Origin of the sequence: Pseudomonas duriflava (assembly GCF_007830155.1) — a bacterium.
Classification (GTDB): Bacteria; Pseudomonadota; Gammaproteobacteria; order Pseudomonadales; family Pseudomonadaceae; genus Chryseomonas; species Chryseomonas duriflava.
In genome coordinates this window covers 158,402-178,617 of record NZ_VLKY01000012.1, presented here as the reverse complement: position 1 = coordinate 178,617, position 20,216 = coordinate 158,402, and the positions used below count along the sequence as shown (strand labels likewise).

Sequence of the window (20,216 nt, the reverse complement as noted above, 5' to 3'; positions counted from 1 at the left end):
TAAGGATTAAGGGCGAGCTTTTAGAGGCTCGCCCTTTTTTCATCAGGGATGATTTGACACGAGAGCGGGTACTTCCACAAGCAGGTCGAGTTGCTCCATGCGTGTACGTACGGCGCGTTCGATACTGGCTGCGTCCAGGCCACACTCAGCAAGCATTTCGTTGGGCTTGGCGTGTTCGACGTAGTAGTCAGGTAGGCCCAGATGCAAGATGGGCTTGATTACGTTTTCACGTGCCAGGAATTCACTGACCGCACTGCCTGCACCGCCCATAATGCTGTTCTCTTCAACCGTTACGAGCAGGTCGTGCGTCTCGGCGAGCTGGCGTACCAATGTTTCGTCCAGTGGTTTGACGAAGCGCATATCGGCCACGCTGGCATCTAAACCTTCCGCTACCTGCATGGCTTGAGCAAGCTGTACACCGAAGGCCAGGAAAGCAACCCTCTGGCCCTGACGGCGCAGAACACCGCGTCCGATCTCCAGCGGCTCGAGACCTGGCTCGAGGACGGCATTAGGGCCGCTGCCCCGCGGATAGCGCACAGCAGCCGGGCCCTCATAACGGTAACCTGTGGTCAACATGCGTCGCATTTCGTTTTCGTCGCTGGGCGTCATGATTACCATGCCCGGAATACAGCGCAGGTAAGAAAGATCAAAGCTGCCCGCGTGGGTCGGTCCGTCTTCTCCAACCAGGCCAGCTCGATCAATGGCGAACAGCACATCCAGATTCTGGACAGCGACGTCATGGATCAGTTGATCATAGGCGCGTTGCAAAAACGTCGAATAAATGGCGACAACGGGTTTAGCGCCCTCGCACGCCATGCCGGCCGCGAGGGTCACAGCATGTTGCTCGGCAATAGCTACATCAAAATAGCGATCCGGGTACTGCTCACTGAAGCGGATCAGGTCCGATCCTTCTTTCATGGCCGGGGTAATGCCAACCAGCTTGATGTCCTGAGCCGCCATGTCGCACAGCCAGTCACCAAAGATATTCGAATATTTCGGGCCGCTACTTTTCTTGGGAGCCGCGTCGGCGGGTTCAAGCTTGGTAATGGCGTGATAGCCGATCGGGTCAGCTTCGGCTGCGCTGAAGCCTTTACCCTTTTTCGTAATCACATGCAGGAACTGCGGGCCTTTTGCGTCACGCAGATTACGCAGGGTAGCGATTAGCGTGGGCAGGTCATGGCCGTCAACAGGGCCGATATAGTTCCAGCCCAGTTCCTCGAACAGTACGCCAGGCACCAGCATACCTTTGGCCGCTTCTTCGGTGCGACGTGCGATTTCCCAAGCGCCCGGCAGTTTTGAGAGGACCTTTTTACCGCCCTCGCGCATGGTTTGGTAGGTACGACTGGAAAGAATTCTAGCTAGGTAGTTCGACAGGCCGCCCACGTTGCGCGAAATGGACATATCATTGTCGTTGAGCACAACCAGCATGTCGGCTTCGACGTCGGGTGCATGGTTGAGCGCCTCGAAGGCCATACCGGCAGTCAAGGCTCCGTCACCAATGATGGCCACGGATTTGCGCTTGATACCTTGCAGGCGCGCCGCAATAGCCATGCCAAGCGCCGCACTGATCGACGTACTGGAATGTCCTACGCCAAAGGTGTCGTACTCGCTTTCTGATCGGCGCGGAAAAGCCGCTATGCCATCTTTCTGGCGAAGCGTGCCCATGCGTTCTCGTCGCCCTGTCAGGATCTTGTGGGGGTAGGCTTGATGGCCTACGTCCCACACGAGCCGATCTTTCGGCGTATCGAAGACATAGTGCAAGGCTACGGTCAGCTCGATGACACCGAGCCCTGCGCCGAAATGGCCGCCAGTCTGTCCTACCGTAAACAGCAGATAATGACGCAGTTCATCGGCAAGCGTTTCCAGCTCCGCCTCGCTCAAGTGGCGCAGCGCGGCTGGGTTTTCGATGCGGTCGAGCAATGGCGTGGCGGGCCGCTCGCGTGGAATCTCGTGCAGCGTCTTGGGCATCAGGTCATCGTTATAAGAGGTGAAAGGTCAGAGTTTACCCGAAGCCCTCCAACCACCCAACAGCGAGCAGTCATATAGGGCTTCATGATAGTACACCCGGTCATTAGTGGCGACGCTGGACAATGTAAAACGCCAGTGCGCGCAAGGGGTCGGCTGATTCACCGAAGCCTTCCAAAGCATGCAAGGCCTGTTCACACAGGGCCTGTGCATAGCGCTTGGCCTCCTCAAGCCCTAATAGGGCAGGGTAAGTCGGCTTGTTGCGAGCTTCGTCCGCCCCTTGGCGTTTGCCCAGTGTTGCTGTGTCACTTTCAATGTCCAGCACGTCGTCCTGTACCTGGAATGCCAAGCCAATGGCTCGGGCATAGAGACCCAGGGCGTCAGATTGCTCGAAAGTAGCGTGGCCGCTAGCGAGCGCACCCAGACGAACACTTGCCTCGATCAGGGCTCCGGTCTTGTGGCGGTGCATGGTTTCCAGCGCGCCCTGGTCGATGTGTCGGCCTACCGACTCCAAATCGATCGCCTGGCCTCCCACCATGCCGGCAGGGCCTGACGCCCACGTTAGGACGCGAATCATTTCAAGACGCGTCTCGGCTGATTGAGGGGCCTGCGCCAGTATGTCGAACGCCAGGGTTTGCAGTGCATCGCCTGCTAGAATGGCACAGGCTTCGTCATAAGCCTTATGAGTTGTGGGGCGGCCTCGGCGAAGGTCATCGTCATCCATGGCTGGGAGATCGTCGTGTACCAGGGAGTACGCATGGATAAGCTCGACGGCGCATGCCGCCTGGTTTGCCCGTACAGGATCGCCACCGAGGGCCTCGCAGGCAGCATAGACCAGCAAAGGGCGAATACGCTTGCCATTCCCCATCACGCTATAGCGCATGGCCTCATAAAGACGTGCCAGTTCAGCGCGTGGCGGAGTGAACAAGGCTTCTAGCGCAGCATCCACCCGTGCCTGGCTACGTGCCTGATACGCGGCGATCATGCCCCGTCACCTTGCGGGTCGAATGGGACTTCTGCAAGCGCTCCGTCGCGCTCGAGCAGGATCTGTACTTTCTGCTCGGCCAGAGTAAGGGCACTTTGACACTCTCGGGTCAGGCGGATGCCCTGCTCAAAGGCACCTAGAGACTCTTCCAGAGAAAGCTCTCCGCTTTCCAGGCGTTCGACCAGGGTTTGTAATTCAGCCAGGGATTGTTCGAAGTCAGGTGCTTTCTTGCGAGCCATGGGGCAATCTCAGATGGTGACACAATCGCGGGACACTAGCAGAGGCGCTAGTACCGAGCAAATGCTCTACGCGGGGACGCTATAAGACGGCATTTTTTACGCACGACAACTACATGACAACTATAGGGTAGCCAACGCGATTGTAACGGCTTGAAGCTGGCTCCATATAAGGGAAAAGAAGATTTGAAGACAGCCGGCTGATTATACGAGAGCACAAGTGATGGTTTCCCAGCCTAGGCATGTTACCGTCATCGTTGTGCGATGGCTTTTTGCCCTATGCCAATAGTTCGAGCAGAACGGGTATGACGATTAGACACAGAATCGTCGGCACCTCGTGCAGTATCGCAGGTCGAACTTCATATTGTATCGCTGGACAGAAGGACACCTTTCTCTTGACCGGGAGGGGTAATGTCCAGCTCCAACAAGCCGGGCTTTTTTGCAGGCGCCCGTTTAGCTGAACTCTTACGAAGGATACGTTAAGCCCTGCAGTGAGACCGCGAATACATGGCTATACAGAATGACCACGACGCATCGACCGATTGGCTTCACCTAAGTCAGTGGATGTTCGAGGGCAGTCCAGACTGCGTCAAACTTCTCGACCTTGACGGGCGTCTGCGCGTAGTAAACCGGAATGGTCAGTGTGCGCTGGAAATCGACGATATAAGCACTGTGCTTGGTGGGGCATGGTGTTCCTTTTGGCCTGAAGAAAGTCAGTCTGAGGTCGAAGCCTCGCTGGTCGCTGCCCGTGCGGGTCGTGTGACTCGGTTCAGCGCGTTCTGTCCAACGGCCAAGGGTGCGCCAAAATGGTGGGATGTCACCGTAGCACCGGTTCGCAGCGAGACAGGTGAAGTCGAGGCGATTCTGTCGATTTCTCGGGACGTCACGGCGCTGCAAGTCGCCAAGGATGAGCAGCGTGAAAACGCAGCGCGGCTGCAATTCATGCTTTCCGCTGCGCAAGTCGGCGATTGGGAGCTGGATCTCGTGACAGGCCGCGCACGTACCTCGCGTCTGCATGACCAGTGTTTTGGTTATAGCCAGCCTGTCGATGAATGGAGCCTTGAACGCTTTCTTGCCAGTGTTCATCCCGATGACCGTGAACGTTTACAGCGCGACTATGAGCAGGCGCTAGCAACGCATGGGGAATGGGCTTTCGAGTGCCGCGTTGTATGGCCAGACCGTAGCGTGCATTGGATCAGCGCATTAGGAAGTATCTACCGCTCGAAAAAAGGGCAGCCTGATCGGATGGTAGGTACTGTAGTCGATATCACCTCGCGGAAGCGGGCAGAAGCGGTGGCATTGGGGCAGAAAAAAGCGCTTGAGCTGGCGTTAGCCGGTGCGCCATTGCCCGCTATTCTGGACGTACTGACCCGCGCAGCAGAGGAGGGAGCAGGCGAAACGATCATGGCCTCGGTGCTGTTGATGGATCCGGCGACGGGTTGCCTCCGCCATGGTAGCGCACCTTCGCTTCCCGCAACGTATTCCAGTGCAATCGACGGCTTGAGCGTAGGCCCTGCGGTGGGATCCTGCGGAACGGCCGCCTATCGGGGCGAGCCGGTTATGGTCACGGATATCGCTCAAGACCCCTTATGGAAGGATTTCAAGACGCTTGCGCTTACACATGGTCTTCGTTCGTGCTGGTCTCAGCCGATTCTTTCGCCTCAAGGGCGAGTACTAGGAACCCTGGCGGTATACCGGGATCATCCCTGGGAACCTACGGCGGCAGATCGCGAGTCGATGGGGCTGCTCTTAAATACAGTTGCTCTGGTTTTGGATCGGCACCAGCAATTGATGGAGCGTCAACAGGCGGAGGCCGATTTACGAGCGTTGACTGAAGAGCTTACCGAAGCGAACCGCCGCAAGACGGAGTTTCTTGCCACCCTGGCGCATGAGCTTCGCAATCCCCTGGCGCCGATCCTGAGTGGGCTCGAGGTCATGAAGCTGGCCAGTGATGACCGTGCCACCCTGGGGCGCGTGCGTGAAATGATGGAGCGCCAGGCCGCGCACATGACGCACTTGATTGATGATCTTCTGGACGTGGCCCGTATTACCAAGGGCAAACTCCTGCTTAGAAAAGAGCGCGTTACTTTGCAAAGCATTATCTCGACGGCTATCGACACCAGTTTGCCGTTGATTGAAGCGGGTGCACACAACCTGAGCGTACAGGTGCCTGAAGAACCACTGCTTTTAGACGCAGATCCTACGCGTCTGGCTCAAGTTATCAGTAACCTGCTCAACAACGCGGCAAAGTACACCCCAAAAGGTGGCTGCATTACCCTGGGCGTCGAACAGGCTGACGATGCAGTAGACATTACAGTTATTGATAACGGTATTGGTCTGACTGCCGAAGCGCTCGGTACGGTATTCGATATGTTCGCCCAGGTTGATCAGGGCAGCGCGCAGGCACAGGATGGCCTTGGGATTGGTCTTACGCTTGTACAGCGGTTGGTAGAGCTGCATGGCGGAACTGTTATGGCTACTAGTCCTGGTTTGGGAGGCGGAAGCAAGTTCCGGGTTCATATACCCACGATTGACCAGAAAAGCACCGAGGTATTGCCCTTGCGGATACATCAGCCCCACATTGACGAGCAGCGTGGCGGTCTTCGCATCCTTGTTGTGGACGATAACATTGATGCAGCCGAAGTTCTTTCTACACTGCTGGAAATGAGCGGGCATACCCTTCATATGGTTCATGATGGCTATCAAGCCTTGGAAGCAGTTGAAAGCTTCCGGCCCGATGTCATGTTTCTCGATATCGGCCTTCCAGACCTGAACGGCTTTGAGGTAGCTAAGGCGTTGCGCTTGAAGCCCAAGCTGAAGGATATGGCCATCATTGCACTGACAGGTTGGGGCGCTGAACAGGACCGAGTTCAGTCTAAAGAAGTGGGTTTCGACTATCATCTGACTAAGCCGGCTAACTTCCAGGAGATTGAACGACTATTGTCGAGTCTGTCTCCGGCCTCGCCTACGACGGTCAGTTCCTTTTAGCCTGAGGGCAAAAGTGAACGTTAGCGATGTGAAATAATTGTCCCTTTGCTCTAGGCAGGTCTGATGAGAGGCAAGCTGTGCTGGGTGATGTTTCGGAGCCCATACAGCCTTGCCGCATGCGGTTTCCGGCCTTGAGAGGATGTCAGGGCCGGCTCAATCTGTTCCCTTTTCCAAAATGAGAAAACGGCTCTTTAAGATCTGTTATCTATTTAGTTCGTACGCGCACATATTGACCGTTGCGGCCAGGTTCAGCGATTCGATGGTGCCGCAGCCGGAAATAGTAAAGGGTTGCGCGTTGAGTGCGATCAATTGCTCGCGGGGCACGCCGCGTGCTTCGTTGCCGAACAGATAGCAATCGAACGTCTTAAAGTTCTCCGATTGCACGCGCTCGCCATTCATGTCTAGGCAAGCAATGCGTTCGAAACGCGTACGCAAGGAGTCTATTTCTACATCCAGCTCGATGGATGCATGAAAAATAGCACCCATACTGGAGCGCACAACTTTAGGGTTATACGGATCAACGCTGCCGGGGCTGAGCAGGCAGCGAAAATTACCGAACCAAGCCAAGGTGCGTAGGACAGTGCCGAGATTGCCCGGATCCTGGATTTCATGGAGATAGATAGCCCGCTCGTTATCAGCAGAGGCACAGGCCGGCGCGGTTGTCGCCGGCATTGGTACTAGCGCAATAATGCCTTGCGGTGTCTTGGTATCCGCAATTTGCGCCATTTGCCGATCGCTGATGAGGTGGGTTTCAAACGGGCTTTGCCAGTGCTCATAGGCACTGGTTACATACAGTTGGCTGCGCTGTAACAACGGATTCTGTAAGGCCGCCTTTTGCAACTCCAGCAACAGATGCTCGCCCTCCACCAGAAAATAGCCGAACTCGGCTCGGTATTTTTTCTGGTGAAGTTTTTTGATGTCATCGAGTTTCATCAACAAGCCGCTCGGCTGGACTGCTCGTCCGTCATCTCTATGTCTGACAGAAGCGACTTGGCCAATGCCTCAGCCACTTTGATCCCGTCCACGCCTGCCGACAAGATGCCACCCGCATAGCCAGCGCCTTCACCGGCCGGATACAGGCCGCGCAAGTTGAGGCTTTGCAGCGTCTCGTTGTCGCGAGTAATGCGCACCGGAGAGGACGTGCGGGTTTCAATACCGGTAAGCACCGCGTCATCACGATCGAAACCGCGTATCTGTTTGCCAAATGCCGGCAGCGCCTCGCGAATGGCCTCGATCGCATACTCCGGTAGCGAGGGCGCAAGATCGCCCAGGCGCACACCAGGCTTGTAGGAGGGTTCCACCTCGCCAAATTCCGCTGAGGGTACTCCGCGAATGAAGTCGCCTACCAATTGGGCGGGTGCGCAGTAATCGCGGCCGCCCAACTCATAGGCACGTGACTCCAGACGCTCCTGGAACTCCACGCCGGCCAGCGGGCCGCCGGGGAAATCCTGTTGCGGGTTGATGCCTACGACGATGCCGGCATTTGCATTGCGCTCATTGCGTGAGTACTGGCTCATGCCATTGGTCACAACACGCTCCGGCTCGGAGGTGGCCGCTACTACGGTGCCGCCTGGACACATGCAAAAGCTGTAGACGGCACGTCCATTCTTGGCGTGGTGCACCAATTTGTAGTCGGCAGCGCCGAGTTCAGGATGGCCGGCATATTTGCCCAGGCGGGCCTGGTCGATCATGCCTTGTGGGTGCTCGATGCGAAAACCTACGGCAAAGGGTTTGGCCTCGATAAATACGCCCCGCTGGTGCAGCATGCGGAAGGTATCGCGAGAACTATGGCCCAGCGCCAGCACTACGTGGCGGCTATGAATGGTTTCTCCGTTACCTAGCACCACTCCCTCAAGCTGGCCATCGTTAATCAGCAGGTCGGTCACCTTGCTTTCGAAACGCACCTCGCCGCCAAGAGCGATAATCTCCTCGCGCATGGCTGCTACCACACCGGTAAGACGGAAGGTGCCGATATGCGGCTTGCTCACATACATGATCTCGGCCGGAGCGCCAGCGCGGACAAATTCGTGCATCACCTTACGGGCATAGAACTTCGGGTCTTTGATCTGGCTGTAGAGCTTGCCGTCGGAGAACAGGCCGGCACCACCCTCACCGAACTGTACGTTGGATTCCGGGGTCAGGGTCTTCTTGCGCCATAGCGCCCAGGTATCCTTGGTGCGTCGACGCACATCTTTGCCGCGCTCAAGCACGATGGGCTTAAAGCCCATTTGCGCGAGCAACAGCGCCGCAAATAAGCCACAAGGACCAAAACCCACTACCAGCGGCCGCTCGCTCAGATGGGCCGGCGCTTTTCCTACCGGATAGTAATTGGTATCCGGGGCCGGGAGTACATGTCGGTCATCGGCAAAGCGCGCCAGAATAGCTGCCTCGTCTCGTACTTCCAGATCAATAATGTAGATGAAAAGAATGACGCTGTTCTTCTTGCGGGCATCGTAGCTGCGCTTGAAGACAGTGAAGTTCAACAGGTCGGCGTCGCGGATATCAAGACGTTTGACGATGGCCTTGCGTAATTCATCTGTGGAATGATCAAGCGGCAGAGACAGTTCGTTAATGCGAATCATGGCGGTAATCCTGGCCGGTGACTCCGGCAAAGGAAGCAATAGAAGGGCGGGGGTAAGGCATGAATTATACCCGCCATCGTCCGCCCTGTCAGTCCTGGCCTGATAGGGCGGCCAACGGTGCCGTATGCTTCGGCGCTATGCGATACCAGCCCCTGGACTTGTATTATCGGTTTATAATCGTTGTCATTATGCGCCCAACAGCCTTTCCCTTTGTCTCGTGCGTTGGTCCGCTCCTCTCATTGATTTTTCCGTGCTTGGCTCTCTCATGAAACGATCCAAAAGCAGCCGCCGCTGGCTGGATGAACACGTCAACGATCCTTACGTCAAACGAGCTCAGAAGGATGGCTTGCGTTCCCGTGCCAGCTACAAGCTGATCGAACTGAACGAGAAGGACAAACTGATACGCCCCGGCATGCTTGTCATGGACCTTGGCTCCGCTCCTGGTGGTTGGTCACAGGTAGCCGGAAGGCTTGTAGGTGAGAAGGGGCGGGTTTTGGCTAGCGACATTCTGCCAATGGACCCGCTGGATAACGTCGATTTCATCCAGGGCGATTTTACCGACGATGCGGTGTTCCAGCAGATTCTCGACAAGCTCGACGGCAATAAGCCTGACCTGATTATCTCCGACATCGCTCCCAATATCAGCGGCATCGCTGCTGCCGACCAGGCTTCCTCCATGTACTTGGTCGAACTTGTTCTCGATATGGTTCGGCAGGTGCTAAAGCCCGATGGCAACTTTGTGGCCAAGGTCTTTCAGGGCGAAGGCTCCGACGAATTCCTGAAGGATGTTCGCCGCTCATTCGAGAAGGTGGTGATACGCAAGCCCGACGCGTCACGGCCGCGCTCAAAGGAAGTTTATCTGGTGGCAAAGGGATTTAAAGGATAAGGCGCCTACGGTGCTACCCTAAATACCTGCGACCCTTGCGCATCTAAGCTTGAGCGGAATTAGATAAAAGACAGCAGACAATAAAAAGCCGGCTTGTGGCCGGCTTTATTGGGTAGTAACGACTTATTTTTGGTAAGCCGCGACTGCCTTCAGAATTTCCGCGCGGGCTTCTTCAGCGTTGCCCCAGCGCTCTACTTTCACCCACTTGCCTTTTTCGAGGTCTTTGTAGTTCTCGAAGAAGTGCTTGATCTGCTCAAGAAGCAGAGCGGGCAGGTCGGTGTATTCCTTTACATCATGATACAGCACAGACAATTTGTCATGCGGTACGGCAACCAGTTTGGCGTCGCCACCGGCTTCGTCGGTCATGTGCAGAACGCCGACCGGACGCGCACGGATAACTGCGCCAGGCGCCACTGGATAAGGGGTTACGACCAGGACGTCCAGAGGATCGCCGTCGTCAGCTAGCGTGTTCGGGATGTATCCGTAGTTGGCCGGATAGAACATCGGGGTGGCCATAAAACGGTCCACGAACAGGGCATCGCTGTCCTTGTCGATTTCATATTTGATCGGCGCATGGTTAGCCGGGATTTCGATCGCGACGTAGATGTCGTTTGGCACGTCTTTGCCGGCCGGAATCTTGCTGTAGCTCATGGAGCGACTCACCCTTGTTGATAGGCCACGTAATGTGGGCAGAAGTATAGGCGTATTTGATCGGGTATTCGAGCCTTGGTGCTGGATAAGGTTCAATACTGGAACTTTGCCCGCTTGCAGGCCACTGAAAAGGGAGGTCCGTATCCATGATGCGGGAGGTCTTTCCTGAATCGGAGTCATGACAGGCATGTTCAAGTGGGTCAACGAAGCTACCGTTATCAACCTGGCTTTGGCGCTAGTCATTGTCGTCGTCAGTTACTGGATCATCCGACGTATAGTCAGCGCCGTAACGGGGCGCATCATTGCCTGGTCCACTCATAAAAGTGGCGGCTGGACCCAATATGTAGGCGCCATGGCCGAGCGGACGAGCCGCTTGCTCATTCTGCTGATGGCCATACAGATCGGTTTGTACGTGATCGATTTGAATCCCATCTGGGAGGACCGAGTCAGTCACATCTGGTTTTTTGTTCTAGCGTTACAAGCTGGCCTGTGGATAGATGCGGTCATTCAGCTATGGGCGCGCTCGTCCATGCAAAGCAAGTCGGGTCATCAGCGCAGCCAACTGACCATGACGATGATCTCACTGATGATTCGTGTGGCCTTGTGGGCGGTTGTATTCCTTTCGGTGCTGGCCAATCTCGGCGTCAACATCACGGCTTTCGTTGCCAGCCTGGGTATTGGCGGCATTGCCGTTGCGCTGGCCGTACAAAACGTATTGAGCGATCTGTTTGCATCATTGTCGATCGGGATCGACAAACCCTTTGAGCAAGGTGATTTTGTCGTGTTCGGCGATATTGCCGGATCAATTGAATACATTGGCCTGAAAACAACACGTATTCGCAGCCTCAGCGGCGAGCAGGTGATCTGTTCGAATACCCAGCTCTTGCAACAGACCATTCATAATTACAAACGCATGTCTGAGCGGCGCATTCTCTTCAGTTTCGATATTTCTTACCGTACACCGCCAGAAAAAGTCGCAGAGATCGCCCCGCTGGTAAAGGAGATCATTACCTCAGTGGAGCAAACACGATTCGACCGTGCACATCTGCTAGCGCTACAGACCAATGCGTTAAAGTTTGAAGTGGTCTATTACGTGCTGAGTCCTGACTACAACCTGTACATGGACATTCAGCAGAAGATCAATCTCGAACTACTTACTCAACTGGCCCAACGTGAGATCAAGTTTGGCATGCCGGTACGTTCGCTGGAGTTTCTCGAGGACGTGCCTGTAGCCCATCGAGCTGCACCTGATGCGCCCAAAGGAGCTGAAGCGGCTTCAGGTATCGAGATTCGGTGAGGTTGTTGCTAGCCATCTGAGCTGCGGATCCTGGCGGAAGAAAAGACGCAATTGTGCATAAAACGTCAGGATACGCAGCGTCAAGGACAGCTGGGGCACTAAAGAAATATTCGCAGCAGACCGCGAAGAATTCAGCAGGATGCTCGGCTGCATAGGGATCGATGGGCGCTTCGTCTTCGGAGGCGGTTTCTAGGCGTTGATTGAGATCATCGTAGGCGCTCTGAAGAGTGAAGGCCCAATCCGCTACTGACATCTCCCGATGTAATGGCGGCAAGCCGTTGGCTTCGCCTCGAAGCATGTCGATCTTGTGCATCAGTTCATGAATGACAAGGTTGTAACCGGTCCAGTCGCCACTCTCTTGAATACCGGACCAGGCCATGATGACCGGGCCTTGCACCCATGCCTCGCCACTAAGCTCATTGAGCTCTTCATGCTCAACACCAACTTCATCCCGGTAGCGTTGCGGGCTGGCAAAGTCCTGAGGATACAGGATCACTTCGTGAAAGCCCCGGTACCAGTTCTGGTCTGGCAGGGACAGCAGCGGAAATACGGCTTGTGCTGCCAGAGCCAGCCGATCTACGTCGTCAAGGATAAGGTTACCAAGCAGGGTGATCCGCTTGTGGGCTAGAAAGAGAAGGCTGCGCTGTTGTAACAGCAGGTCGTTTGCAGCATCGAGTCCCGCGATAATAGGCAGACGTGCATGTACGGCAGCCCAAAGATCAGGCGAGACCGGAGTGCGCTTTAGCACCCTCCGGTCTCGCCAGGCACGAAACGACCACACCTGTGCTCAGCTGATCTCGCTGCGGCTCGGGGTGGGGCGCAAGCGGCGGCTGATCACGCTGATGATCATGGGCAGCAGGGATATACCGATAATGGCAATCACGAGCATGGACAGGTGTTGTTTGATGAAGGGCACGTTGCCAAAGAAATAGCCCAGGGTGACGAGTCCGCCAACCCACAGGAAAGTACCCAGGACGCTAAAGCCTAGAAAACGCAGATAGTTCATCCGGCCTATACCCGCTACAAAAGGCGCGAAGGTCCGAATAATGGGTAGAAAGCGCGCGAGCGTAATGGTCTTGCCGCCATGCAGGGCATAAAAGGCTTGAGTGCGATCCAGATAGTCGCGTCGGAAAATTTTGGATTTGGGATTGGAGAAGAGTTTCTCGCCCAGGGTTCTGCCAACCACATAATTGGTACTGTCGCCGGAGATGGCGGCAAAGGCTAGAAGGCTACCCAGTAGCCAGGGGTCCATGCCGCCTGTTGCACAGATGGCGCCTGCGATGAACAGCAGCGAGTCGCCGGGCAGGAAGGGCATAACAACCAGGCCCGTCTCACAGAAGATGACCAGGAACAGGATGACGTAAATCCATGAGCCGTAATTGCTAACCAGCAATTCAAGGTAGACGTCGAGGTGAAGTATCAGGTCGATCGGATTGAAGTCCATGAACAGCCTATCTCTGGCGGTGGGGCGAAGGGTTCATTATAGGGGGAAGCCTCTACCCTGCTAGTGGCCGTTGGGTCGGACAGCACCTTGTAATTTGCGAAATGTTGCACGAATAATTCTTTTGCGAAGACGTTCACGCCTTGAGATGCCCATACGATTCGGGTAAGACCGAGGGAGGTGCACGATGCCGCTTGTCGCTGTGCTAACCTGCGGCAGGTTTTTACGGGGCTGCCGGGCCTCGCTCGTTCAGGGGTCATCCATGCATATCCATATTCTCGGTATCTGCGGCACGTTCATGGGCTCGCTGGCTGTATTAGCCAAGGCGTTAGGCCATGAAGTGACGGGGTCCGATGCCAATGTCTATCCGCCCATGAGTACCCAGCTGGAGGCGCAGGGAATTTCGCTGATGCAAGGCTACGAGCCAGCCCATCTCGAGCCGGCTCCCGATCTGGTTGTTATCGGCAATGCACTGTCTCGCGGTAATCCTGCTGTAGAGCATGTTTTGAACAAAGGGCTGCCTTATGTATCCGGACCGCAGTGGCTGGCGGATCATGTTCTTCAAGATCGCTGGGTATTGGCGGTGGCTGGTACTCATGGCAAGACCACAACAACCAGTATGCTGGCCTGGGTGCTGGAACATGCCGGCATGAGTCCTGGCTTTTTGATTGGTGGCGTCCCACAGAATTTTGGTGTCTCGGCACGCCTGGGTGGAACGCCGTTCTTTGTCGTAGAGGCAGACGAATACGACAGCGCTTTTTTCGATAAGCGTTCCAAGTTTGTTCATTATCGGCCTCGTACGGCGATTCTCAACAATCTGGAATTTGATCATGCCGATATTTTTCCCGATCTGGCGGCCATTGAGCGTCAGTTCCATCATCTAATCAGAACCATTCCAGGTGAAGGGTTAATCATTCGCCCAACTACCGAGCCGGCGCTGGCTCGTGTACTGGATACAGGATGCTGGACGCCTGTACAAACAACCGGTGAGGGCGGCCAGTGGCAGGCACGCTTGGTGCGCGACGACGGCTCATGCTTCGAGGTATTGTTCGAGGGCCAAGCTCAGGGCATTGTCGAGTGGAATCTGACGGGGCAGCATAACGTTGCAAATGCCCTCGCCACTTTGGCGGCGGCTCGTCATGTTGGTGTTGTTCCACCGCAAGGCATCGCAGCCTTATGTGAGTTTAAGAGCGTCAAGCGACGAATGGAGACGATTGCTGAGATCGGTGAAGTAACGATCTACGACGATTTCGCCCATCATCCTACGGCCATCGCTACAACGCTGCAGGGGCTGCGCGCTCGGGTTGGCGACGACTCTATCGTTGCTGTAATCGAGCCGCGTTCCAACTCGATGAAGCTGGGTGCCCATCGTGATGGCTTGCCGGATAGCGTGCGACTGGCTGACTCAGTTATCTGGTACGCACCGCCAAACCTGGGCTGGGATCTGGCCGGTACGGCTGATGCCTGTTCTGTACCGGCTGTGGTGTGCGACTCGCTAGACGCCATTATCGCCCGTGTCAAAAGCGAGGCGCGTGGTAAGACACACGTGGTCATCATGAGTAACGGCGGTTTTGGTGGGCTGCATGGCAAGCTGGCTACCGCCTTGAGGGAAGGAGATAGGGCGTGAGTGGACCTGAACGCGTAACCCTGGCGATGACGGGCGCCTCAGGCGCGCAATACGGTCTGCGGCTATTGGACTGCTTGATCCAGGAAGAGCGTGAGGTGCACTTCATGATCTCCAAGGCAGCTCATCTGGTTATGGCGACCGAAACCGATGTGACCTTGCCGCCCAAGCCGCAGGCGATGCAGGCATTTCTGACGGAATATTGCGGTGCGGCCGCCGGGCAGATCCGTGTATTCGGGCAGAGCGACTGGATGGCTCCGCCTGCCTCCGGCTCCAGTGCGCCGGCTGCCATGGTGGTCTGCCCATGCTCGACCGGCACCCTGTCAGCGATTGCCACGGGCGCCTGTAACAACCTGATCGAGCGTGCAGCGGATGTTGCTATCAAGGAACGCCGCACGCTGATTCTGGTGCCTCGGGAGTCACCGTTTTCCAGTATTCATCTGGAAAACATGCTCAAGTTGTCCAATCTGGGCGTGACGATTCTTCCAGCAGCGCCAGGCTTCTACCATCAGCCGCAGACGGTGGATGATCTGATCGACTTTGTCGTGGCGCGTATTCTTAATACGCTGAATATTCCTCAGGACATGCTGCCGCGCTGGGGTGAGCATCATCTGGTCAGCGATGAATAAGTTGCTCTGCGCCGGGCTCATGCTGATGCTGCTTAGTGGTTGTGCTAGCGTCGGCGCCCTCAACGCCAACAAGCCCGGCGCGCCACTTGTTTATGCGGGAACGCGTCTGGACTGGTATGCCCTGCAGGGCGGCTGTTGCCCAGCCGAGCGCTTTGGTGTCGAAGCGCCTACATATCCCGCTCTTGATCTGCCAGCCAGTTTGCTATTGGACACTGTGTTGTTTCCACTAGCCTTGGCTAAAGTACTTGGGGTCGGGCTAATTGTCCGTGGTGGTAGTTAAATCAAGGATTAGCTAACCTCCTGACAAACATCTACCCACTCCGCCTTAACCAGTTCCGCCATGCGCAAGGGGGACAAGCGCACAGCGCTGTGGATGGCACCAGCTGCAGGTAATACTTCATCGAAAGCTTTGAGTGAAGTATCGCAATACACCTGAAGCGGGGTTGCCAAGCCGAATGGACAGACGCCACCAACCGGATGGCTGGTCAGTGCCTGAACGCGCTCACCGTCGAGCATCTTGGCCTTACTGCCAAAGGCGGCCTTGAGCTTGCGATTGTCCAGCCGCGCATCGCCGCGAGCGACCAGGAGCACCTCTCGCTCACCAATGCGCAGGCCTAGGGTCTTGGCGATACGTCCTGGCTCTACACCATGTGCTTCGGCAGCTAGCGCTACGGTAGCGGTACTGGTATCCAGTTCGATAATCGAGAGGTCGGGAGCATGTGTGGCAAAAAAGTCGCGGACCGAGTCTAGGCTCATGGCTATCTCCAAAACAGTGAACCCAGATTCTTCAAAGCGAGACTGCTTACGTCAACCATAGAGCCTCGCGAACGAGCCCGTAATGGCTTAGGTCAGCGTCCCAGTTTACGCAACTCATCCGACTCGACTACCCGTGTACCATCTTGCTCCTCCAAGGCCAGGCGCCAAAGCGCACGAGCCAGAACACAGGCTTCGATACCGTGCCATTTACCTGGCAGGAGATGCGACAACGGGGCGGCAAGCTGCTCACTCAGGCGTTGTTCGGGACGCGGGCCTAATAGCAGAGACGGGCGGGCCAGGGTGAGCTGCGGCCAATTCTGGCTTTTCAAGGCTTCTTCCAGTTCACCTTTGACCCGGTTGTAAAAAAAGGATGAAGAGGGATCAGCGCCAATTGCGCTGATAACAATGTAGTGACGAGCACCTAACTCACGGGCCCGTTGGCCCACTGCCAGCGCCAGATCATAGTCAACCGTCCGAAAAGCTTCTTGGGATCCGGCTTTCTTGATTGTTGTACCTAGGCAGCAAAAGGCGACATCCAGGGGGCCGGTCAGGGAGGGAAGAAGTTCGTTCAGCTCGCCTATCGGGTTTTCCAGGCGGGGGTGGGGGGATAAAGGACGGCGTGTTGGCGCCAGAATGCGGCAAAGGGTGGGCTCGTTTAGTAGGCGGTCCAGCAAATGCTCTCCGGTCAGGCCGGTTGCGCCTGCAATCAGGATGTTCTGCGGGGTCAGATGCATAAGTAAGGCTCCTTATCGGTGAGCATATCGAGCGGTATTTCCGGGCACTTTGAGCAGCCTAGCGGTGCATACCACTCTTTTCGTTCTGACACGCCTTTTAGGGAGGAGGTTGCTTATGTCTCAGGGGTAGACAGCGCGACGTGCTCATCCTGAGCGGCACGTAACAAACGCCACTTCTTTAGTACAGCTGGTGGCGCCCAGATCTGGGGTTCGGAAGGCTCGAAACCTTGGCTAACCTCACGCTCAGCTACGATGTTGCTGGCTTCGGTAAACGCTTTCTGTAAATCATCCGTTTTCTGGAAAGCTTCGGCAAACAAGGCCCTGCCAAAGTAAGTAAAGTCCGCTTCGTCCGTGCAGCCGAACGAAGTGCGGTCGGCCCGAGCGGCTGTCATCACCAGGGTATGTTCGTCTTTGAGCGGTGGGATGAACCCTCCGCTATAGCAGGCCGAGACAATAACTACCTTGTCGCGTTGCTTGAGCGGGGTGAGCAGGGCTGCAAGCTCGGTCGCTGGCAGGTTGGCCAGCTCCAGGCCTGGTTCGCTCAAGGCCAAACGGTGATCAGCGGAGCCGTGGCTGGTGAGGTACAACACGATCAGGTCTTCATTACCGCTGCGTTCGGCCAGTGTTTGGATAGCCTGGTGCAAGTTTTCCCGAGTTGCCAGCGGATTGGCCGCTAACGGGTCGCGTTGATTGATCAGGCGAATCACGCTGCGTGCTTTAAAGCGCCCGGTTAGTAGGTCGGCAACGTAATCTGCTTCACGTTGGAATACCTTTTGTTGACCATCGCCGCCCAGACTGATGCCATACAGCTCGATGCCGGCAGTAGAGGGCAACACGCTGGCCAAGGCCTGGTCGAGCCGTTGACCTTGTTCCAGCAGCCCGCGCTCCAGTGGGTCTGGCTGATACACGCCATGTTCATTGCGTAGACGCTGGCCTTCACTCCACAGCCCAGCCTCACGGCGGCCGTCCGGGTAGGTTAAAACACCATGGCCGTCGAATTTGCCTTCGATGAAGTGACCGATATAAAGGCGGCCCTCTGCATCCGTGAAGCGGCCTTGGCCATGATAAAGCCAGTTTTTAAAGACGCCGCTATAACGGCTCCCGTCAGCGCCTGTAAACGTCCCTTGGCCTGTTAGTTCACCTCTCTTGAACGTGCCTACCCAGATGCTGCCATCCGCACTTTGATAGCGACCTTTACCAGAGAACAGGCTGTCGATGAATCCGCCTTCATAGAAGTTGCCTTCCAAGTCGGCCCATTGGCCTTGGCCATTGAGCTGTCCGTTTCTGAACGTACCGCTGTACTCGCTGCCGTCACTGTCGGTGCGGGAACCCTCGCCCTGCATTACGCCTTTGACGAACTCACCCTGATAGCGCCAGCCGTCAGCTGACTCTAGAAAACCTTTCCCGTGGAAAAGTCCTTGGTGAAACTGGCCTTCATAGCGTCCGGCTGGTGTCGTCAGTACACCCTTGCCTTCATATAGGCCCGCCTGGAAAGACCCTTGATAGTGCGTGCCGGTTACCAGGTGATGCTCGCCCTGATCATTGGCCAGGCCGTCTTTGAAATTGGCACGCAGCCAGTTGCCGTTGGGCCAGTCTAGGCGGCCCTCTCCCTGCAAGCGACCATGCTGGGTTTCACCGTGATACACGGCACCGTCAGGCAGGCGTATCTCAGTGCCGCTCTGGGCACCTGCAGGCGAACAGGCCAGCAGCAGGACCAGGCTTAGCGGTGCTGCTGTGCCCGAAAATCGGCGACGGGACAGGCTGAGGAGCTGGCGCTGGCCAGCCCTAGCGTGTTTCGAGACGAACGAGATGACGTTCAAGAGTAGAGGAATACGGTTCGAGGAGACGTTCGACACAGCTGGCACCCTCTGGACTTGCGATAGAGCGGATGCGGGCACGCTCACGCAAGAGCGCATCTTCAGCGATGCTGCGTTCGACCAGTAGCAGGTTCCGGCTGTGCTGGCTAAGCATGATGGCACTTCGTACGGTTTCATTAGCCAGCAGTTCCGGCAGCTTAAGCTTTACCAGCCGTTCGCCATGGGTCAGGCCCAGCTGCAATTGCAGGGTAATACCACTGTCAGCAACTTCAACCTGCAATGCATGACCCAGGGCACGCATGATTTCACCGCAACAGAGTGCATGCGTTAGGTAATCATCGTCGTCATTGGTTTCATGGAAAAGAATCAGGCTGCCGCCATCGATCAGACTGTGAAGTTCACCTTTGTATAGCTGCGTGGCTTGTTCCAAGCAATGCTTGTAGCGCTCCAGCAGGTCAACCAGACGAGCCCGCGGTAATTTACGGAGTTGCTCCTGGGAGCCTAGCTGAATCGCCAGTACGGCAGTGGAGACAATGTCTGGTTCATTCGCCATGGCAGGCGTAACAGGAGCAGAGGCGGCTTTGTTCTTACCTTCATCTTCCGCTTCTTCAAGGTCAGGCATGACGTCGGCAAAAGCGTCGTCATCGAACTCATCGCTGTCACCATCCGGTACTGCCACAGGTTTAGCAGGCTTGGCAGACGGGGTAGGGCGGACTTTGATGCCGGCACGCTCATCCAGGAAGGGGTTGTCTTCATCGCCTTCGATGGTATCTGCAGGAGCGACCTTGCTGACCTTGGAAGACCTTTTCGGCTTGGCAGGCTTGGGCTTTTCTGGCACCAGGCGCGTCTGTAACTGGCGAGCCAGATCACCGATTTCATCCAGGCGGCCTGCGCTGGGCGCTGGGTCATCCGGATCACGTAGCCACACCCGTAGCTCTAGTAGCGGAGTGGATAGGTTGCGTCCCAGACGCAGGCTGAGAATCAGGGTAAGAGCCAGCAGGATTAGCCCCAGCAGCGCCATGTTCTGCAGGCTGATCATCATCGGTTGCTGGAATTCGTTCATATCCAGACTCAGGCGCAACTGCCCGGTGGTGACATCCTGGAATTTGATCGGTGTTGAGTAGATGCCTTCCGTTTCTCCCAACAAGCTTCGTGTAGGACGAGTGCCGGCTTCCGCCAGAATGCGATTATCCGGACTAAACACGGCGGCATGGGCTACTAGCGGATTGCGGGCCAGATTGCCCAGCAGGACATTCAGGCTAAGGGTGTCGTTGGACACCAGCAGCTCGGTGGCCGAGGCCGCCGTCTGTCTTACTAGGGTCTGTCCGATGGCATCGGCCTGCTGTTGCATGGCGTGGCGAAACTGCATTCCCATGACCACGGCATAAATGAGCAGGGCTGCAATAACGAGAATGAGGCTGTGCGAAACGACACGCAGGGCAATGGGAATGCGGCGTTGGCGCAGGGCTCGAAACAGTAGCAGAAAGAAATTGTCGGGCTTTACAGTCGCGGGCCGAGTCACAGGGGGATTCTTTGGACAAAAATGTGTATCGCAGTATACCCAGCGGGCCGGGGTCGTTAAAGCGTGCTGGCCCCGACGATGAACCGCTCGTCAATCCCTAGGA

17 protein-coding genes and 1 pseudogene are annotated in these 20,216 nt (G+C 56.1%); 6 read left to right on the top strand and 12 right to left on the bottom strand.

Annotated elements, in window-relative coordinates; translation table 11 throughout:
- Positions 1-42: 42 nt before the first annotated feature.
- The 3 genes from dxs to IQ22_RS17380 all read right to left on the bottom strand — a co-directional run bounded on the left by dxs (position 43) and on the right by IQ22_RS17380 (position 3,189).
- Positions 43-1,968 (bottom strand): 1-deoxy-D-xylulose-5-phosphate synthase, encoded by a 1,926-nt coding sequence (gene dxs / locus IQ22_RS17390; RefSeq protein ID WP_145144305.1) that lies wholly within the window; start codon positions 1,966-1,968, stop codon positions 43-45.
- 103 nt (positions 1,969-2,071) lie between these two features.
- Complete coding sequence (ispA, locus tag IQ22_RS17385) at positions 2,072-2,950, bottom strand: (2E,6E)-farnesyl diphosphate synthase (RefSeq protein ID WP_145144303.1); 879 nt, start codon at positions 2,948-2,950, stop codon at positions 2,072-2,074.
- Positions 2,947-3,189 carry an exodeoxyribonuclease VII small subunit gene (locus IQ22_RS17380; RefSeq protein WP_145144301.1) on the bottom strand — a complete coding sequence of 81 codons (243 nt, stop codon included), beginning with the start codon at positions 3,187-3,189 and terminating at the stop codon, positions 2,947-2,949. The genes ispA and IQ22_RS17380 overlap by 4 nt, the downstream gene beginning before the upstream one ends.
- A gap of 504 nt (positions 3,190-3,693) precedes the next feature.
- On the opposite strand from IQ22_RS17380, the gene IQ22_RS17375 reads away from it, so the two are divergent.
- Positions 3,694-6,174, top strand: a complete 2,481-nt coding sequence (locus IQ22_RS17375; RefSeq protein ID WP_145144299.1) for an ATP-binding protein — start codon at positions 3,694-3,696, stop codon at positions 6,172-6,174.
- A 201-nt stretch (positions 6,175-6,375) separates the two neighbouring features.
- Here IQ22_RS17375 and IQ22_RS17370 read toward each other — a convergent pair whose 3' ends face one another.
- On the bottom strand, positions 6,376-7,107 hold the full coding sequence (locus tag IQ22_RS17370) for a TrmH family RNA methyltransferase (RefSeq protein WP_145144297.1): 732 nt from the start codon (positions 7,105-7,107) through the stop codon (positions 6,376-6,378).
- A complete protein-coding gene (locus IQ22_RS17365) occupies positions 7,107-8,756 on the bottom strand; it encodes an NAD(P)/FAD-dependent oxidoreductase (RefSeq protein WP_145144295.1) in 1,650 nt (549 codons plus the stop codon). The genes IQ22_RS17370 and IQ22_RS17365 overlap by 1 nt, the downstream gene beginning before the upstream one ends.
- A gap of 265 nt (positions 8,757-9,021) precedes the next feature.
- On the opposite strand from IQ22_RS17365, the gene rlmE reads away from it, so the two are divergent.
- Entirely contained in the window at positions 9,022-9,642 is a 621-nt protein-coding gene (gene rlmE, locus IQ22_RS17360) for a 23S rRNA (uridine(2552)-2'-O)-methyltransferase RlmE (RefSeq protein WP_145144293.1), read from the top strand.
- 123 nt (positions 9,643-9,765) lie between these two features.
- On the opposite strand, the gene ppa is transcribed toward rlmE, so the two are convergent.
- Positions 9,766-10,293, bottom strand: a complete 528-nt coding sequence (gene ppa, locus IQ22_RS17355; protein WP_145144291.1) for an inorganic diphosphatase — start codon at positions 10,291-10,293, stop codon at positions 9,766-9,768.
- 187 nt (positions 10,294-10,480) lie between these two features.
- Here ppa and IQ22_RS17350 point away from each other — a divergent pair, with 187 nt between their 5' ends.
- A complete protein-coding gene (locus tag IQ22_RS17350) occupies positions 10,481-11,590 on the top strand; it encodes a mechanosensitive ion channel family protein (RefSeq protein WP_208733664.1) in 1,110 nt (369 codons plus the stop codon).
- Here the strand turns inward: IQ22_RS17350 and IQ22_RS17345 are convergent.
- Both IQ22_RS17345 and IQ22_RS17340 read right to left on the bottom strand, forming a co-directional pair.
- Positions 11,570-12,371: pseudogene (locus IQ22_RS17345) on the bottom strand (M90 family metallopeptidase). The gene IQ22_RS17350 and the pseudogene IQ22_RS17345 sit on opposite strands and share 21 nt — an antisense overlap.
- Positions 12,372-12,377: 6 nt before the next feature.
- Positions 12,378-13,034: a DedA family protein gene (locus tag IQ22_RS17340; RefSeq protein ID WP_145144285.1), complete on the bottom strand. Its 657-nt coding sequence runs from the start codon at positions 13,032-13,034 to the stop codon at positions 12,378-12,380.
- A 259-nt stretch (positions 13,035-13,293) separates the two neighbouring features.
- Here IQ22_RS17340 and mpl point away from each other — a divergent pair, with 259 nt between their 5' ends.
- From mpl to IQ22_RS17325, 3 genes are read left to right on the top strand one after another with little or no spacing between them, the layout of a single operon-like run.
- The gene (gene mpl / locus IQ22_RS17335; RefSeq protein ID WP_145144283.1) at positions 13,294-14,658 is read left to right on the top strand and encodes a UDP-N-acetylmuramate:L-alanyl-gamma-D-glutamyl-meso-diaminopimelate ligase; all 1,365 of its coding nucleotides are present in this window, start codon (positions 13,294-13,296) and stop codon (positions 14,656-14,658) included.
- Positions 14,655-15,284 carry a flavin prenyltransferase UbiX gene (ubiX, locus tag IQ22_RS17330; protein WP_145144281.1) on the top strand — a complete coding sequence of 210 codons (630 nt, stop codon included), beginning with the start codon at positions 14,655-14,657 and terminating at the stop codon, positions 15,282-15,284. Before mpl ends, ubiX begins: the two co-directional genes overlap by 4 nt.
- Positions 15,277-15,564 (top strand): YceK/YidQ family lipoprotein, encoded by a 288-nt coding sequence (locus tag IQ22_RS17325; protein ID WP_145144278.1) that lies wholly within the window; start codon positions 15,277-15,279, stop codon positions 15,562-15,564. The genes ubiX and IQ22_RS17325 overlap by 8 nt, the downstream gene beginning before the upstream one ends.
- 8 nt (positions 15,565-15,572) lie before the next feature.
- On the opposite strand, the gene IQ22_RS17320 is transcribed toward IQ22_RS17325, so the two are convergent.
- From IQ22_RS17320 to IQ22_RS17305, 4 genes are all read right to left on the bottom strand, one after another.
- Positions 15,573-16,040, bottom strand: coding sequence for a YbaK/EbsC family protein (locus tag IQ22_RS17320; RefSeq protein ID WP_145144276.1), 468 nt, complete (start codon positions 16,038-16,040; stop codon positions 15,573-15,575).
- 92 nt (positions 16,041-16,132) lie between these two features.
- Positions 16,133-16,774, bottom strand: coding sequence for an oxidoreductase (locus IQ22_RS17315; RefSeq protein ID WP_145144274.1), 642 nt, complete (start codon positions 16,772-16,774; stop codon positions 16,133-16,135).
- A 113-nt stretch (positions 16,775-16,887) separates the two neighbouring features.
- Complete coding sequence (locus tag IQ22_RS17310; protein ID WP_145144397.1) at positions 16,888-18,534, bottom strand: C13 family peptidase; 1,647 nt, start codon at positions 18,532-18,534, stop codon at positions 16,888-16,890.
- A 25-nt stretch (positions 18,535-18,559) separates the two neighbouring features.
- Positions 18,560-20,113 carry an AhpA/YtjB family protein gene (locus IQ22_RS17305; protein ID WP_145144272.1) on the bottom strand — a complete coding sequence of 518 codons (1,554 nt, stop codon included), beginning with the start codon at positions 20,111-20,113 and terminating at the stop codon, positions 18,560-18,562.
- Positions 20,114-20,216: the final 103 nt, after the last annotated feature.

What these genes read in the sequence shown, in the direction of transcription:
- dxs (WP_145144305.1), bottom strand. Translation starts at nt 1,968, where the DNA reads ATGCCCAAGACGCTGCACGAGATTCCACGCGAGCGGCCCGCCACGCCA.
- ispA (WP_145144303.1), bottom strand. Translation starts at nt 2,950, where the DNA reads ATGATCGCCGCGTATCAGGCACGTAGCCAGGCACGGGTGGATGCTGCG.
- IQ22_RS17380 (WP_145144301.1), bottom strand. Translation starts at nt 3,189, where the DNA reads ATGGCTCGCAAGAAAGCACCTGACTTCGAACAATCCCTGGCTGAATTA.
- IQ22_RS17375 (WP_145144299.1), top strand. Translation starts at nt 3,694, where the DNA reads ATGGCTATACAGAATGACCACGACGCATCGACCGATTGGCTTCACCTA.
- IQ22_RS17370 (WP_145144297.1), bottom strand. Translation starts at nt 7,107, where the DNA reads ATGAAACTCGATGACATCAAAAAACTTCACCAGAAAAAATACCGAGCC.
- IQ22_RS17365 (WP_145144295.1), bottom strand. Translation starts at nt 8,756, where the DNA reads ATGATTCGCATTAACGAACTGTCTCTGCCGCTTGATCATTCCACAGAT.
- rlmE (WP_145144293.1), top strand. Translation starts at nt 9,022, where the DNA reads ATGAAACGATCCAAAAGCAGCCGCCGCTGGCTGGATGAACACGTCAAC.
- ppa (WP_145144291.1), bottom strand. Translation starts at nt 10,293, where the DNA reads ATGAGCTACAGCAAGATTCCGGCCGGCAAAGACGTGCCAAACGACATC.
- IQ22_RS17350 (WP_208733664.1), top strand. Translation starts at nt 10,481, where the DNA reads ATGTTCAAGTGGGTCAACGAAGCTACCGTTATCAACCTGGCTTTGGCG.
- IQ22_RS17340 (WP_145144285.1), bottom strand. Translation starts at nt 13,034, where the DNA reads ATGGACTTCAATCCGATCGACCTGATACTTCACCTCGACGTCTACCTT.
- mpl (WP_145144283.1), top strand. Translation starts at nt 13,294, where the DNA reads ATGCATATCCATATTCTCGGTATCTGCGGCACGTTCATGGGCTCGCTG.
- IQ22_RS17325 (WP_145144278.1), top strand. Translation starts at nt 15,277, where the DNA reads ATGAATAAGTTGCTCTGCGCCGGGCTCATGCTGATGCTGCTTAGTGGT.
- IQ22_RS17320 (WP_145144276.1), bottom strand. Translation starts at nt 16,040, where the DNA reads ATGAGCCTAGACTCGGTCCGCGACTTTTTTGCCACACATGCTCCCGAC.
- IQ22_RS17315 (WP_145144274.1), bottom strand. Translation starts at nt 16,774, where the DNA reads ATGCATCTGACCCCGCAGAACATCCTGATTGCAGGCGCAACCGGCCTG.